The sequence below is a fragment of the Arthrobacter sp. 49Tsu3.1M3 genome (assembly GCF_900168135.1).
Taxonomy (GTDB): domain Bacteria; phylum Actinomycetota; class Actinomycetes; order Actinomycetales; family Micrococcaceae; genus Arthrobacter.
In genome coordinates this window covers 270217-285099 of sequence record NZ_FUZD01000001.1, presented here as the reverse complement: position 1 = coordinate 285099, position 14883 = coordinate 270217, and the positions used below count along the sequence as shown (strand labels likewise).

The 14883-nt window shown below is 67.0% G+C and carries 16 protein-coding genes; 14 read left to right on the top strand and 2 right to left on the bottom strand.

Going from position 1 to position 14883, the window contains the following annotated elements; translation table 11 throughout:
- The first annotated feature begins 507 nt into the window (after positions 1-507).
- The 9 genes from B5X90_RS01360 (at position 508) to B5X90_RS01320 (ending at position 8780) form a co-directional block, all read left to right on the top strand.
- Entirely contained in the window at positions 508-1563 is a 1056-nt protein-coding gene (locus B5X90_RS01360; RefSeq protein ID WP_079549721.1) for an ABC transporter substrate-binding protein, read from the top strand.
- Entirely contained in the window at positions 1560-2483 is a 924-nt protein-coding gene (locus tag B5X90_RS01355) for an ABC transporter ATP-binding protein (RefSeq protein WP_079549720.1), read from the top strand. Before B5X90_RS01360 ends, B5X90_RS01355 begins: the two co-directional genes overlap by 4 nt.
- Positions 2483-3373 carry an ABC transporter permease gene (locus B5X90_RS01350; RefSeq protein WP_079549719.1) on the top strand — a complete coding sequence of 297 codons (891 nt, stop codon included), beginning with the start codon at positions 2483-2485 and terminating at the stop codon, positions 3371-3373. The genes B5X90_RS01355 and B5X90_RS01350 overlap by 1 nt, the downstream gene beginning before the upstream one ends.
- A gap of 25 nt (positions 3374-3398) precedes the next feature.
- Complete coding sequence (locus B5X90_RS01345; RefSeq protein WP_079549718.1) at positions 3399-4346, top strand: TauD/TfdA dioxygenase family protein; 948 nt, start codon at positions 3399-3401, stop codon at positions 4344-4346.
- Positions 4343-5761: an LLM class flavin-dependent oxidoreductase gene (locus B5X90_RS01340; RefSeq protein WP_256859998.1), complete on the top strand. Its 1419-nt coding sequence runs from the start codon at positions 4343-4345 to the stop codon at positions 5759-5761. The genes B5X90_RS01345 and B5X90_RS01340 overlap by 4 nt, the downstream gene beginning before the upstream one ends.
- An 88-nt stretch (positions 5762-5849) precedes the next feature.
- Entirely contained in the window at positions 5850-6152 is a 303-nt protein-coding gene (locus tag B5X90_RS01335; RefSeq protein WP_018772836.1) for a DUF4193 domain-containing protein, read from the top strand.
- A 93-nt stretch (positions 6153-6245) separates the two neighbouring features.
- Positions 6246-6998 (top strand): lytic transglycosylase domain-containing protein, encoded by a 753-nt coding sequence (locus tag B5X90_RS01330; RefSeq protein ID WP_079549717.1) that lies wholly within the window; start codon positions 6246-6248, stop codon positions 6996-6998.
- 203 nt (positions 6999-7201) lie between these two features.
- Positions 7202-8056, top strand: a complete 855-nt coding sequence (locus B5X90_RS01325; protein ID WP_079549716.1) for a Rieske 2Fe-2S domain-containing protein — start codon at positions 7202-7204, stop codon at positions 8054-8056.
- Positions 8057-8201: 145 nt separating this feature from the next.
- Positions 8202-8780: a histidine phosphatase family protein gene (locus tag B5X90_RS01320; protein ID WP_079549715.1), complete on the top strand. Its 579-nt coding sequence runs from the start codon at positions 8202-8204 to the stop codon at positions 8778-8780.
- A gap of 9 nt (positions 8781-8789) precedes the next feature.
- Here the strand turns inward: B5X90_RS01320 and B5X90_RS01315 are convergent, their stop codons facing one another.
- Positions 8790-9692: a C2 family cysteine protease gene (locus B5X90_RS01315; RefSeq protein ID WP_079549714.1), complete on the bottom strand. Its 903-nt coding sequence runs from the start codon at positions 9690-9692 to the stop codon at positions 8790-8792.
- Positions 9693-10043: 351 nt separating this feature from the next.
- On the opposite strand from B5X90_RS01315, the gene B5X90_RS01310 reads away from it, so the two are divergent.
- From B5X90_RS01310 to B5X90_RS01290, 5 genes are all read left to right on the top strand, one after another.
- On the top strand, positions 10044-10688 hold the full coding sequence (locus tag B5X90_RS01310) for a DNA alkylation repair protein (RefSeq protein ID WP_256860023.1): 645 nt from the start codon (positions 10044-10046) through the stop codon (positions 10686-10688).
- A gap of 121 nt (positions 10689-10809) precedes the next feature.
- Entirely contained in the window at positions 10810-11298 is a 489-nt protein-coding gene (locus B5X90_RS01305; RefSeq protein ID WP_079549712.1) for a histidine kinase, read from the top strand.
- 79 nt (positions 11299-11377) lie between these two features.
- The gene (locus B5X90_RS01300) at positions 11378-12223 is read left to right on the top strand and encodes a DUF4097 family beta strand repeat-containing protein (protein ID WP_079549711.1); all 846 of its coding nucleotides are present in this window, start codon (positions 11378-11380) and stop codon (positions 12221-12223) included.
- A gap of 32 nt (positions 12224-12255) precedes the next feature.
- Entirely contained in the window at positions 12256-13200 is a 945-nt protein-coding gene (locus tag B5X90_RS01295) for an ATP-binding cassette domain-containing protein (RefSeq protein ID WP_079549710.1), read from the top strand.
- Positions 13197-14033, top strand: a complete 837-nt coding sequence (locus B5X90_RS01290) for an ABC transporter permease (protein ID WP_079549709.1) — start codon at positions 13197-13199, stop codon at positions 14031-14033. Before B5X90_RS01295 ends, B5X90_RS01290 begins: the two co-directional genes overlap by 4 nt.
- Before the next feature lie 174 nt (positions 14034-14207).
- Here the strand turns inward: B5X90_RS01290 and B5X90_RS01285 are convergent, their stop codons facing one another.
- Positions 14208-14453, bottom strand: coding sequence for a hypothetical protein (locus B5X90_RS01285; protein ID WP_079549708.1), 246 nt, complete (start codon positions 14451-14453; stop codon positions 14208-14210).
- Positions 14454-14883: the final 430 nt, after the last annotated feature.

Genomic DNA, 14883 nt, shown 5'->3' with positions numbered 1-14883 from the left:
GTTCTAGGCGTGTTCGCCACTGCTTCACGGCAGCGGCGGACACGCCTTTGTTCGCCCTGCTGGAGAGGCCGGGGGAGAGGGTGTCCGGTCGAGCGGTGAATCCATCGCTCAACCGGACCCCATCTTTTGCGATTCAGGAAACGCAACATTCGGCTTCTTCTGAGGAATCTTTTTCGTGCCGGGCGCGACGGTAGTGCGACGCTGGCGCGACGGCTGCGTGGTCACGCGCCGTCGTCGGGCGTCAGCATGACTTCACATTGAGCGTCCGGCGGGGCGCGGACATGTCCCGGAATGGCCGCAGATGACGGCCTGAGTCTGCCCTGTTGCGGACTGCTTCCCAATGCGACCTCCCGGGTAGCGATTGTGCTCCGCGGCTCATTTCGTCGTCGGATTACGCACGGTTTCCTCGGGTGTCGAGGCGCCTGCGGAACGGATTCGACTCTGCTCTGATGGTGGGCACGGTCCGGCAGCCCCGGTCCGCACCATCGAATCCAGAAAGAATCCGCTATGAAAAACCGACACTTACCCGCAGGACTTTTCTCCACCTTGGGCGTTGCTGCCGCCGTGGCGGTCTCGCTGGTGGTCTCCGGTTGCGGCGGCCCTGCGAGCGCCCAGTCCCCGGCCGGAAATACCCCCGGGGCGCCCGAAGTGACCGAACTCCGCTATGAGGGCTCGGCCAACAACGTGAGCCTGCCGGAGCTGGCCGAGGACCTCGGTTACCTCGGCGACGTCAAGCTGAACTGGGTAGGCAACACCATCAGCGGGCCGGCGAGCATCCAATCAGCCGCCACCGGAGCCACCGACTTCGGGGGTGCCTTCTCCGGCGCCGTGGTCAAGCTCATCGAAGCCGGCGCGCCGGTCACTGCGGTGATCAACTACTACGGCGAGGACGAGAAGACGTTCAACGGCTTCTACGTCACCCAGGACAGCCCGATCCGGACGCCGAGGGATCTGATCGGCAAGAAAATCGCCGTCAACACCCTGGGAGCCCATGCGGACGCCGTGATCAACAGCTACCTGAAGAAGAACGGTCTGTCGCAGGAGGAAATCAGGCAGGTACAGCTCGTCGTCGTTCCGCCCAACGACACCGAGGAGGCCATCCGCCGCGGCCAGGTCGACGTCGGGGCGCTCGGCGGAGTGCTGCAGGACAACGCTGTGGCCACGGGCGGCCTGCGGTCCCTGTTCAGCGACTTCGAACTCTTTGGAACCTTCGCCGGCGGCCAGTACGTCCTGCGCAAGGACTTCATCGAGAAGAACCCGGAAACCACGAAGATCTTCACCACCGGTGTGGCGAAGGCCATTGAATGGGAACGCACTACCCCCCGCGACGAGGTGATCGCGCGGTTTACGAGCATCATCAACAAGCGTCAGCGCTCCGAAAGCACGGCGGCGTTGAAGTACTGGAAGAGCGTCGGAGTCCCGTCCAAGGGGGCCGTCAGCGACCAGGACTTCACCCGCTGGTCAGCATGGCTGAACGACACCGGCATCGTCAGCGGCGGGATCACCCCGTCCAAGTACTACACCAACGATTTCAACGGACTGCTGAGCGGGGCGGCATCATGACCCGCGGTACCGGACCGACGCCGAAAATCAGCCTCCGCAACGTCGGGAAACAGTTCACCGTCCGGCCCAGCAAGGACGAGCCCGCGGGCTCCACCCTGACGGCGCTGGAGGGCATTACCCTGGACGTCGCCGCGGGCGAGTTCATTACTTTGGTCGGGCCGAGCGGCTCCGGCAAGACCACCCTCCTGGACCTCCTCGCCGGTCTCACCCGGCCGGATGCCGGCCAGGTGCTCGTGGACGGCAAGGAGGTGACCGGGCCCGGCCGCGACCGTGCCGTCGTCTTCCAGCAGTATGCCCTTTTCCCGTGGCGCACCGCGGCCGCCAACGTCGCCTTCGGCCTCGAAGGAACCGGCAGCAACGGGCGCCGCCTGAGCCGGAGCGAACGTGCCGATAGGGCCCGCCACTACCTTGAGCTCGTCGGCCTCTCCGGTTTCGAGGACCGGTATCCACATGAGCTTTCCGGCGGCATGAAGCAGCGGGTTGCCATCGCACGGAGCCTCGCGTACGAGCCGGACGTCCTGCTCATGGATGAACCGTTCGCGGCGCTGGATGCCCAGACCCGGGAGCAGCTTCAGGAGGAACTCCTGCGCATCTGGCGCTCCACGGGCAAGACCATCATCTTCATCACCCACGGCATCGACGAGGCCGTGTACCTGGGCCAGCGGGTCGCCGTGCTCAGCTCCCGACCCGGCCGGCTCAAGCAGATTGTGGACATTGACTTGGGGGAGCGGACAGCTGACCGGGACGTCCGCTCCGACGGCGTCTTCATTGAACACCGCCACAAAGTGTGGTCGCTGCTGCACGACGAGGTCCGGAAAGCCCAGGAAGCCGGGCACGCCAAGATCCGGCCCGACGGGTCCGCGCCCGACGAGGCACCCAAACTCAGCAAGAGACAACTCAGCAAGGGAAGGGCAGCCTGATGACCGCACCAACACTGACCAAAGACCTGACCGTGCCCGCTGCAGCCCCTGCCGGGCGGCCCCCACGGCCGGCCGCGACCCAGCGCCTTCCCGCCCTGGCCCGTTCCGGAGCCAGCAGGGCTGCACGCGGGATCTGGGCCTCGGGCGCGATTGTGCTGTTCATCCTGCTCTGGGAATTTGGCCCCACCTACCTCGCCTCGGCCTCGACCAGGGTCTTCCTCCCGCCGCTGCACGAGGTCCTGCGGGCACTGGGATCACTCATCGCCAGGGGCCAACTGCAGAACCATCTGGCAGCCAGCCTGACCCGCTCCGCCAGCGGCTTCGGCATCGCCGTCGTCTTCGCCGTGGCCCTTGGCCTGCTGGTCGCCTGGTACCGGTCCCTTGACCGGTTCCTCAACCCACTGCTGGAGGTCTTCCGGAACACGGCGGCGCTGGCGCTGCTCCCGGTCTTCACCCTCCTGCTGGGGATCGGGGAGACCTCCAAGATCAGCATCGTGGCTTACGCCGCGTTCTTCCCCGTGCTGCTGAACACCATCGCCGGCGTCAGGACCGTAGACCCGCTGCTCATCCGTGCCGCCCGCTCGCTGGGACTCTCCAATTTCCGGCTGTTCCTGAAGGTCATCCTTCCCTCGGCGGTGCCGACCATTTTCACCGGAATCCGAATGGCCGGAACGTCCTCGATCCTGGTGCTCATCGCCGCGGAAATGGTCGGTGCCAAGGCGGGGCTCGGGTACCTGATCGTCAACGCCCAGTCCAGTTTCCTGATCCCGGACATGTATGCCGGAATCCTCACCGTCTCGCTGCTCGGCCTGCTGGTCAACTACCTGCTGGTCGCCGTCGAACGGCACTTCTCCCGGTGGCGGACCGCCGTCGGATCCCAGTCGAACTAACCCCCGCAGACCAAAGGAGCCAACCATGTCAACAATCACCGAAACCCGCCTCGAATTCCGGAAACTCAGCGCCCGCATCGGTGCCGAGATCCGCGGCCTGGACCTCAGCGGCGACCTCAGCGACGCCACGATCGCCCAGATCCGGGCGGCCCTGAACACCCACAAGGCCCTGGTCTTCCGCGAAGCCAACGTCCACGACGACGAAGCCCAGGTCCGCTTCGCCGCCCGCTTCGGCCCCCTCACCCAGGCCCACCCCACGGTGGCCTCCGTCGAGGGCAAACCTGCGGTCCTGCCGGTGGACAGCGAAAACGGCAGCGCGAACAACTGGCACACCGACGTCACCTTCGTCGTGAACCCGCCGCAGGCCTCCACCCTGCGCAGCATCACCTTGCCGGCCTACGGCGGGGAGACCCTGATCGCCTCGGCCGCCGGAGCCTACGCCGACCTGCCGGAGGAGCTGCGGAACTTCGCCGACACCCTGTGGGCCATCCACACCAATGATTACGACTACTCCGTGCCGAAAAACCTCGAGCACGCCAACGCCGATGAGCGGCGGAAGGAATTCACCAGGATCCACTTCGAAACCGCCCACCCCGTGGTCCGGGTCCACCCACTGACCGGGGAGCGCGGCCTCTTTATCGGCGGCTTCGCCCAAAGGCTGCGCATCGTGGGACTGTCCAACACCGAATCCAAGGACATCCTGCGGCTGCTCCAGGCCTACGTCACCCGTCCCGAGAACGTGGTCCGCGTCAACTGGGAACCGGACCAGCTGGTGCTGTTCGACAACCGCATCACCCAGCACTACGCCCCGGACAACTATGATGGCCAGCCCCGGCAGCTGAACCGGGTCACGGTGGCCGGCGACGTACCCCGCGGTGTCGACGGACGCAGCAGCACGTCCATCCAGGGCGATTCGTCCACCTATTCCGAGACGGTCGAACTGCGCGCCGACGTTCCCGGAGCGCAGCTGTGAGCGGGGCACGGCAGCTGCACCTGAACGCGTTCCTCATGAGCACCGGGCACCACGAGGCCTCGTGGCGGCTGCCGGAAAGCGACAGTTTCGCCGGGACGGACGTCGCGCATTTCCAGCGGCTGGCCCGGACGGCCGAACGCGGCACATTCGATTCGATCTTCTTCGCTGACTCACCGGTACTGCACGGCGACGTCGGCCAGCGCCCCTACGGCACACTCGAGCCGACCGTCCTGCTCGCCGCCATCGCCGCCGTCACCGACCGCATCGGGTTGATCGCCACGGCATCCACCACCTACAACGACCCCTACAACCTGGCCCGCAGGTTTGCTTCCGTGGACCACATCAGCGGCGGCAGGACCGGGTGGAACGTGGTCACCACCGCCGGAGACGCCGCCGCGAGGAACTTCTCCCTGCGGGACCAGCCGGCCCACGCGTTGCGGTACGAGCGGGCCGCGGAATTCCTCGACGTGGCCCGCAAGCTCTGGGACAGCTGGGAGGACGACGCTGCTCTCGGCGACAAGGAAGCCGGGACCTGGGGAGACAACACCCGGGTCCACCCGGTCAACCACGCCGGCACGTACTTCAGCGTCCAGGGCCCGCTGGACGTGCCACGCTCCGTCCAGGGCCACCCGGTGATTGTCCAGGCCGGCTCCTCGGAGGACGGCAAGGAATTCGCCGCCCGCTACGCCGAAGCGGTGTTCACGGCCCAGCAGACGCTGCCCGATGCGCAGCGCTTCTATGCCGACCTGAAGCGGCGAACCGCCGCCGCCGGCCGTGACCCGGAAACGATCAAGGTGCTCCCGGGCATCGTTCCCGTCATCGGCTCCACCGGGGCCGAGGCGCGGCGGCTCGAGCAAGAACTCGACGAGCTTATCCACCCGGAGCACGCCAGAAGGCAGCTCGCCGGGGTGCTGCGGGTCCCCGCAGCATCCCTGGACCTCGACGCCGAGCTGCCGGAGGACCTGCCCTCCGAGGACGAGATCGAAGGGGCCAAGAGCAGGTACACGTTGATCGTGGACCTCGCACGGCGGGAACGGCTGACCGTGCGCCAGCTCATCGGCAGGCTCGGCGGCGGCCGCGGCCACCGTACCTTCTCCGGCACCCCTGAGCAGGTGGCCGACGCGATCCAGGAATGGTTCGAGGCCGGAGCGGCAGACGGCTTCAACATCATGCCGCCCGTGCTCCCGTCCGGCCTGGACGCCTTCGTGGACCACGTCATCCCGATCCTGCGGGACCGCGGACTCTTCCGGCGCGAATACAGTGGACGGACGCTCCGCGAACACTACGGGCTGCCCCGACCGGCCAACACCTTCGTCGCGGCTGCCCGCAGCAGTCCGGCGGACGCGGGCCCCTCGGGCTCCCAGGACCCCGCGCCGGTGCCCGTCGATGCGGCCCCGCCACTCCGCTCGGCCTGAAGGACTTGGTTCACATGAGGCAGCGACGCGCGCAATGGTGTACGTTGGCTTCCCGTCAGAACTAAACACAGGAATGAGAGTCACCCCCGTGGCAACCGATTACGACGAAGTCCGATCCGACGTCAAGGAGTCGCAGGATAATTCCCTGCAGGCGCTGCAATCCGCCAACGCCCCGGATGCCCGCAGCGTTGTCCGTGAACTGGATGAAGCTGACGCTTTTGACGATGCGATCAGCCCGGGCGGGGAGATTGTCGCCGAGGAACTCGTCGTGCAGGTCATCCCGCAGGCGCAGGACGAATTCACCTGCTACTCGTGCTTCCTGGTCCGGCACCGGTCCCAGGTTGCACGCGAAAAGAACGGCCACGCTTACTGCGTCGAATGTGAAGGCTAGGGCCATGGCCTCCCGCGTGTCCGGCGCGGCGCGGTTTCCCGCGCCGCGCCGGGCCGGCGGGTCAGCACCGTCCACGGCCTGCCCGCTTAGTCCATGCTCCGTCTGAAACGCCTTGCCGTGCTCGGCCTGTTCGTATTTTGCGTCATCACAGGGTTCTTGTTTTGGGCCACGCGGTTCTCCGGCGCGGAGACCCGCGTGGCCCTGCCCGCGCCGCCGCGGGCAGAGGCGAAGCTCGAATCGCTGTCGGCCGGCATCACCTCCGCCGTCAACATCACCCGGAGCGCGGACGCCGAGTGGCTCACCCATGCCGCCGCGCAGACCGGCATCCCTGCCCGGGCGCTCCAGGCCTACGTGGCTGCGGCCGCTGCGGCCAACACATCGGCTCCGACGTGCGGAATCGGCTGGAATACGGTGGCAGCGGTGGGCTTCGTCGAATCCGGCCACGGAACGTACGGTGGCGGAAGCCTCACCGCCACCGGCCAAGTGAGCGGGCCAATTGTCGGCCCGAGCCTCAATGGCGACGGCTTCGCCGCGATTCCAGATACGGACGCCGGCGCCCTGGACGGTGACGCCCGCTGGGACCACGCCGTCGGACCCATGCAGTTCATTCCCGCTACATGGCAGCTTGCAGGGCGGGACGGAAACGGCGACGGAACAGCCGACCCGTTTAACATCGATGACGCCGCACTAAGTGCCGCCTCGTACCTGTGCGCACACGGCGGTGACCTGACCACCGCCGGAGGCTGGGCTGACGCCATCTACTCCTACAACCAGTCTGATCCATACGTTGCCCACGTACGCGACCGGGCCACTGCCTACGCCGCACAGTCCGGCGCCACGGGGTAACCCACCGCGTCTCCCGCCGTCGGCTGCGGGTGAGACCAGTTCAAAGAATTAGGTCTTTATGATCAGACTTCGTCGGCCTACAGTGAGCCGAGGGAGCGGCCCTTTGCGGAGCAGCCCGGCACCACAGGGTTTCTCCACGAGAACCCACATCGCTGACTCCTGAACCGTCCAGACAAACATCTCGACCAGTTACAGGAGGAGCTGTGAACCTGCAGAATTCCGTAGTCAACGCCATAGAACGCTTCGACCGGCTGGACGGCGTGGCCGCATCCCTGGCCAAGATCGTAGGACAGGCAGTCCAGGCGCGCCCGATCCGGAACTTCCTCAGCGGTACCTACCTGGGCCATCCGCTTCACCCGATACTCACCGATCTGCCCATCGGGGCCTGGAGCATGGCAGCGCTTCTGGACACTTTCGGCGGTAAGCAGTCCGAGGCGGCGGCAGACCTGCTGGTCTCCGTTGGGATCGCCACGGCAGTCCCCACTGCCGCCGCCGGGCTGAACGACTGGTCCGACACACAAGGGAAGACGAGGCGGACGGGCCTGGTTCACGCCGCCGCCAACGCCACAGCCCTTTGCCTCTACACCGGGTCTGCGGTGGCGCGTGCCAGCGGACACCGCGGCCTTGGTAAGGCGCTGGGGAAAACGGGTTTTGGCGTCCTGATGTTCGGCGGCTTTTTGGGCGGACACCTCGCCTATGCAAACGCGGTAAACGTCAACAAAACCGCGGGCAGGAACGGTCCTTCGGAATGGCGTCGGGTAGCCGGCGAGGGCGATTTGCCCGACGGCAAGCAGCTCAGGGTGGACGTCGGCAGCGTGTCCCTGCTGCTGCACCGCTCGGGTGCGAAGCTCTACGCCCTGGACAGCGTGTGCAGCCACATGGGCGGCCCTCTTGACCAAGGCAGAATCTCCGATGGCTGCGTCACGTGCCCGTGGCACGGAAGCACCTTCCGGCTCGAGGACGGAAGCATTGTCCGTGGACCGGCATCGCACCCGCAGCCTGCCTACGAAACCCGGGTCAACGACGGCCAGATCGAGGTCCGTCGGCGCCGTCCCTAGCTTGCCCCCGTGTCACCGGCCGGGCCGAACCGGACCCGCCCGGACCTGCCCACCGGGCCCCTGCGGGACTCGGCGCGATCCGGCGTCGGGCCCGAGCGCGACGTCGAATCTCGGGAATGGGAGCCGTCAGGGCAGAATGGAGGGCATGACCTCAACGACGTTTGCCCTCGTCCGCCATGGCCAGACGGACTGGAACGCGCAGCGCCGGCTGCAGGGAGCCACCGACATTCCGCTGAACGACGTCGGCCGCGGCCAGGCGCGCGACGCCGTCGCCGTCCTGTCCGCCTATGAATGGGACGCCATCGTGTCCTCACCGCTGAGCCGTGCCGTGGAAACCGCCGACCTCATTGCCGCCGGGCTCGGGCTCAGCGTGGCCCGGCGCGTGCCGGAGCTCGCCGAACGCAGCTTCGGACCCGCGGAGGGGCTGCAGGCCGGCCCTGAACTGGACGCGCTGCGCATCCCCAATGGGTTCCGCGGCGCAGAAAGCGAGGACGAGGCCGCCGGCCGCGGGTTGGCCGCGCTGGAGGCACTGGCCGAGGAATTCCGCGGCCGCCGCGTCCTGGCCGTCGCCCACGGCACGCTCCTGCGCGTGAGTCTCAGCCGTGCCATCGGCCGCACTCTGGAAAGCATCGACAACGCCGTGCTCAACCTGGCCCACCACCATGCCGTCGACGGCTGGGAACTCGAATACTTCAACGGCGAGCGGGTTATGGCTGCCGTTTAGGGCCGCCGCTCAAGGATATGTCGGGATCGCGATGTACTGGTTGATGTTCGTTGACTGGAAGGTCGCAAAGGCCAGTGTTGTGTGGCCACCCTCAGGATCACCCACCACGACCGTTTTGTCGGAGGGATTCAGACCCAGCAATGCGTAGGAATGGTCGGAGACCAGCTCGCCGTCGGAGTTGGACGTCCCAAAGGTCACGAGGCCGTTCGTGAAATCCTGCTGCATCTGCTCAAAGCTCACCCCCGTCATGGGGCCGCCGGGGTTGCGGTCGACGCCCACTTCGCCGGTGATGGCGTAGAGGGCGTTGTGCACATCATGATCCTGGGCGTTGCTGAGGTCGGTGCCATCAATGCCTTTGTAGCTGTTGCCGTTCGCGGCCGCCCATCCTTTCTCGATAATCGCGGCCCATGACACGTTCTTGCCATCGATATTCTCGATGCCGTTTTCGAAGGGCTTGCCGCGGCGGTACGGAAGATCACCGTTGACCGTGACCGTCACGGGATCGGACACCCCGTCGTACTTGCTGTGGAAAGAAATGGTGTAGGTGCCGTCGCCGTTGTCATGAACCATGTTCAAGACAGTCGCAGGGGCCCGGGAGGCCACTGTCATCAACGCCGCGAGGAAATAGCAATCGCCGGCGTCACCTTGCTTGATATTCGTCAGGTCTCCGGAGAGATCCGGTTTTCCGGAATCATCAAGCGCAAACAGAACCTGGTTCGGGACCTTCTGGAAAGTCGCACGCCCCGACACCGAAGGATTGCTCACCGGAGCCCCGGATGCTCCTGGAGGCGGCGGCGGCACCGTTGACCGGGTATTGACGATCCACGCAATTCCAAGAATTACCACCACCGCTATCACTGAGAAGATGACGGCGGCGCGAAATCTTGCCGGCCTGGATACTGCACGTTCCATAGTCCGAGCCCTCCCGTCCTGCGGGGTTCGTGCCCCGCAACGGCACCGCCGCGGCAACCTTCCGGGCGTCGCCGCCGTCGGGTCTCTCCCAGTTGATCAATTCATCAGCTGATCAACAGCTTGCCGCAGGCAACAGTCTGGGGCAAGGGGCACCGGGCGATTCACAGGCAGGCACCGGGCACTTAACAGGGAGCGCGGGCGGAGTCCGGGAGTGTGGCTTTCTGAAGTCAGCTGCATCCGGGTTGTAGCCACGGGGGGCCGAACCGCCGTCGTATGCTGAATCGCACAAGCAACGGACAGGAGGCTAACGTGGCCCAGACGACGGAAACCGGAACGACGGCGGCCGAGGTGATGGCCGAGCTGGCCGACCTCGAGGACCCGAGGATCCGGGACGTGAATGCCAGGCACGGTGACGACCACGGGGTGAACCTCGGCAAGCTGCGGGCGGTAGCCAAGCGGCTCAAGACGCAGCAGGAGCTTGCACGTGAGCTGTGGGGGAGCGGTGACACCGCGGCGCGGCTCCTGGCGCTCCTGATCTGCCGGCCGAAGGCGTTCGATCGTGACGAGTTGGACGGCATGTTGCGCCAGGCGGACACTCCCAAGGTGCAGGACTGGCTCGTCAACTACGTGGTGAAGAAGAACCCGCATGCCGAGGAACTGCGCGTGGCCTGGTTCGCCGATCCGGACCCGGTTGTGGCAAGTGCCGGCTGGGCGCTGACCACCGACCGCGTTGCGAAGAAGCCGGAGGGCCTCGACCTGCCAGGACTGCTCGACACCATCGAGGCGCAGATGAAGGACGCCCCGGACCGCCTGCAGTGGGCGATGAACCACTGCCTGGCCCAGATCGGAATTGAGCACTCCGAACACCGCGCCCGCGCGATCGGCATCGGCGAGCGCCTGGAGGTGCTCAAGGATTACCCGACGCCCCCGAACTGCACCTCTCCGTTCGCGCCTGTCTGGATCGCCGAAATGGTGAACCGACAGGGCGGCAACTAGGAGTCAGGGCTGGGGGCCCTTTCCCCGTCTTCATCCTCATCGGGCCGCCGCACCAACCTGCGGATCACCCGTGACACCACGAAGGCTTGACGTGACACCACCGTGGTGTCACTATGGTGGCATGGAACTCGGACAATACGTCACCGACCTACAGCGGCAGCTAGTGGATGCCGCGGAGAACGGTTCGGAGGAAACCCGCGCCGCGGCCGAGCGGCTCGCCGCCGGACTGGACGCCGCGACCCGGCTCGTGCTTCTCGACGTTCTGTCGGCCGCTGTCGGCGAGATCACCCGCGACCTCGCACCCGGGTCAGTCGACATGCGGCTGCGCGGACGCGACGTCGAGTTCGTGGTGACCCAGCCGAACCCCGAACCTGACACCGACGAGCGGCCGGCCGCACCCCTCGACCTCGACGACGCGAGCACCTCGCGCACGACGCTCCGCCTGCCGGATGCCCTTAAGACGCGGGTGGACGAGGCCGCGGCCGCTGACGGCCTGTCCGTCAACACCTGGCTGGTCCGTGCGGTCGCGGCCGCTCTCCAGCCCAAGCAGCGACGATCCGCGCAGCGCACGCTGCGCACCGGCGACAACTTCGCCGGCTGGGCGCGCTAAACCGCCCACCACCACACGACACCACCAACCACGCGGACCCGCGGGGTCGATCAAACACACCCAAAAGGAAGGCGCCAGCATGCCCACCTACGACACCCCCACCCCCATCGACCTCGCCATCAAACTGCAGGTCGGCGCGATCGAAATCATCGCCACCGACCGCGACGACACGGTCGTGACCGTCTCGCCGACGAACCCCGCGAAGGCGGTCGACCGCCGGGGCGCGGAAGAAACCAGGATCGACGTCGACGGCCAGCGGCTCGTCATCACCGGCCCGCGGCCCCGCATCAGCTGGATCGGCCCCACCGAGTCGGTCGATGTGAAGGTCGAACTGCCGCCCGGGTCGCGGCTCACTGCCGAGATCGGGGTCGGCGGCGTGCGCACCGTCGGACGCCTCGGCGCAACCCGGATCAAGAGTTCGATGGGCCGTGTGGACCTCGACTCCACCGGCGACCTGTGGCTACGCGCCTCGCACGGCAACGCCACCCTGGGCACCGCCGAGGGCGGGGCCGAAATCACGGCCGACCACGGTCAGATCCGGATCGGCAAAGTCACCGGCGACGCGATCCTCAAGGCGTCGCACGGCACCATCCTGATCGGAGAGTCCGGCGGCGACCTGGAGGCGAAGCTGTCCTACGGCGACCTCGAAATCACGAAGGCACTCGGCTCCGTCGCGGCGAAGACCGCCTACGGCAGCATCCAGCTCGCGGAAGTCTCGAGCGGTTCCATCCAGGTCGAGAGCGGCTTCGGCCAGGTCACCATCGGCGTGCGGCCCGGCGTTCCCGCCTGGCTCGATCTGTCCTCGAAAGAGGGGCACGTCCGCAACCAGCTGGGCAGCGACCGCGCTCCCGACGCGTCCGAACAGACCGTCGCAGTGCGCGCACGCACCCAGCACGGCGACATCAGCATCCAGCGCGCCCAATGACTCCGGGCCACCAACAGAAGGGAACGAGGCACATGAACACGCCAGCAATCGAAGTCCGCGGGCTGCGGAAGTCCTACGGCGCGAAGGCCGTGCTCGACGACGTCGACCTCACCGTGGGCGCGGGCACCGTCACCGCGCTGCTCGGCCCGAACGGCGCCGGCAAGACGACAACCGTGCACATCCTGTCCACCCTGGTGCGGCCCGACGGCGGCACGGCACTCGTGAACGGGCGCGACGTCGTCCGCGACTCCGACGGCGTCCGCGCCGCAATCGGCCTGACCGGCCAGTTCTCCGCCGTCGATAAGCTGCTCACCGGCGAGGAGAACCTCCTGTTGATGGCCCGGCTGCGCCATCTCGGGGCCAAGCGCTCCAAGACCCGGGTGGCCGAGCTGCTTGAGCAGTTCGACCTCGTCGAGGCCGCCCGCAAGCCGCTCGCCACATACTCGGGCGGGATGCAGCGCCGCCTCGACCTCGCCATGACCCTCGTCTCGGCGCCCAGCGTCATCTTCCTGGACGAGCCCACCACGGGCCTGGACCCGCGCAGCCGCCACACCATGTGGGACATCGTCCGCAGCCTGGTGGCGGACGGCACCACCGTGCTCCTCACCACGCAGTACCTGGACGAGGCGGACGAGCTCGCGGACCGCATCGCGGTGCTCGACGGCGGCCGCCTCGTCGCCGAGGGGACGCCGGAAGAGCTCAAGCGTCTGGTGCCCGGCGGACACATCCGGCTCCGGTTCGCCGATGCCGCGCGGCTCGACGCCGCGTCCCGCCTGCTCGGCGAGTCAGTCCGCGATGACGCCGGGCTCTCGCTCACCGTGCCGAGCGACGGCGGTGTCGGCGCGCTGCGCACCGTGCTGGACCGCCTCGACACGGCCAACCTGGAGGTCGACGACCTCAGCATCCACACCCCGGACCTCGATGACGTGTTCTTCGCACTCACCGGCCGGGTCGAGACGAAGGGAACCGAATCATGACCACCATCACCGCCAAGCGCCAGACGGCGCCGGGCACACGCCAGCAATCACACGTCCTTGCCGACTCGGTGACGATGCTGCGCCGCAACCTGCTGCACATGCTGCGCTATCCGGGCCTGTCGGTGTTCACCATTGTGGGGCCGGTAGTCCTGCTGCTGTTTTTCGTGTTCGTGTTCGGCGGCACGCTTGGGGCCGGCCTGCCCGGCGCGGACCCGGCCGGCGGGCGGGAGGCGTATGTCGCGTACGTCATGCCGGGCATCCTGCTGTTGACCATCGCAGGCAGCGCCGGCGGCATCGCGACGACCGTGTCGATGGACATGACCGAGGGCATCACCGCGCGGTTCCGGACGATGGCGATCTCGCGGGCCGCGGTGCTCGCCGGGCACGTGCTCGGCAATACCATCCAGGCGATTATCGCCGTCGCGCTCGTGCTCGGCGTCGGCCTCCTGATTGGCTTCCGCCCGACGGCCGGGTTTGTCGAATGGATCTCCGCCGCAGGTCTGATCGTGCTCATCGCGTACGCGATCAGCTGGCTTGGGGTGGCCATGGGTATGCAGGCGAAGTCAGCCGAGACCGCCAGCAACCTGCCCCTCGTGCTGACCTTCCTGCCCTTCCTCAGCAGTGGCTTTGTGCCGACCGAGTCGATGCCGGAGTGGCTGCAGTGGTTCGCGCAGTACCAGCCGTTCACAGCGTTCATCGAGGCCATCCGCGGGCTGCTGCTCGGCACCCCGCTCGGCTGGAGCCCGGTGCTCGCAATCGGGTGGTGCGTCGTGATCGTGGTCGCCGGGTACGCCTGGTCGATGGCGATCTACGAGCGCAAGTCGGTGCGCTGAGCCCAGGGTGCACCCGATACCGGCGGGCGGTCGCGAGCGCATCGCGGCCGCCCGTCCCTGTGCCTCAGCCGATATGGTGTTCGGCGTCAAGGCTGTGCGCTGCTGGATCACGCAAGTGTCGACGGCGCAGGGCGCTTCGGGATGATGCGGGATCAGCACATCAGCCCCGCTCCCTTAGGCCTCGTAGGGGGTCCGGAAGAGGGTGATTCCCCATTCCGGGTTGTGCAGCACGATTTCATTCTCCCGCTGTGCGAACTGAAGTGGAGCCTGAAGGTATCGTTGCATCCGCGCCTCTTCCTGGTCCCACGGGAAGTTGCACGTGCCCAGAGAACTTTCCAGTGTCCGCGGATCCGGCGTGATCGTTTCGCCGGCAATGCTGACCCTGACCGCATACGAAGCACAGGGGATGCGCACGGTCATCAACGGACGGCCGCCAACGCTGGCGAACCGTATCGCGTAATCGCCGGAGCTCGCGCCCGGACCACGGGGCACAGAAGCCGGCACCATGGAACCCGATGTGAAGTACTGGCACTCCAGCGCTCCGTTGGCTACGGCGTTCTCAGCCTGCTGTGCCAGACATTCATCTACACCGTGCCCGGGGGCTGGCGGAATCGGCGGAACCGGGGCGAGGGTCATGCCGGGCGACAGACCGGCGCCCGTCGACGGTGCGGCCGTGGCGGCGGGCGGTTTGGTGACCGTTTGCTCGCCGGCCGAGGTAGTTGGTGGGGGAGTAGACGCACAGGCCGTGATGAACGCGACGACGGCGAGGCACGCTAGGGACAACAGTATCGGCGTCGTGTGCATTCCGTATTGAGCGGGTCCCCCAGGCGCGGCCATGATCCGAACCCTA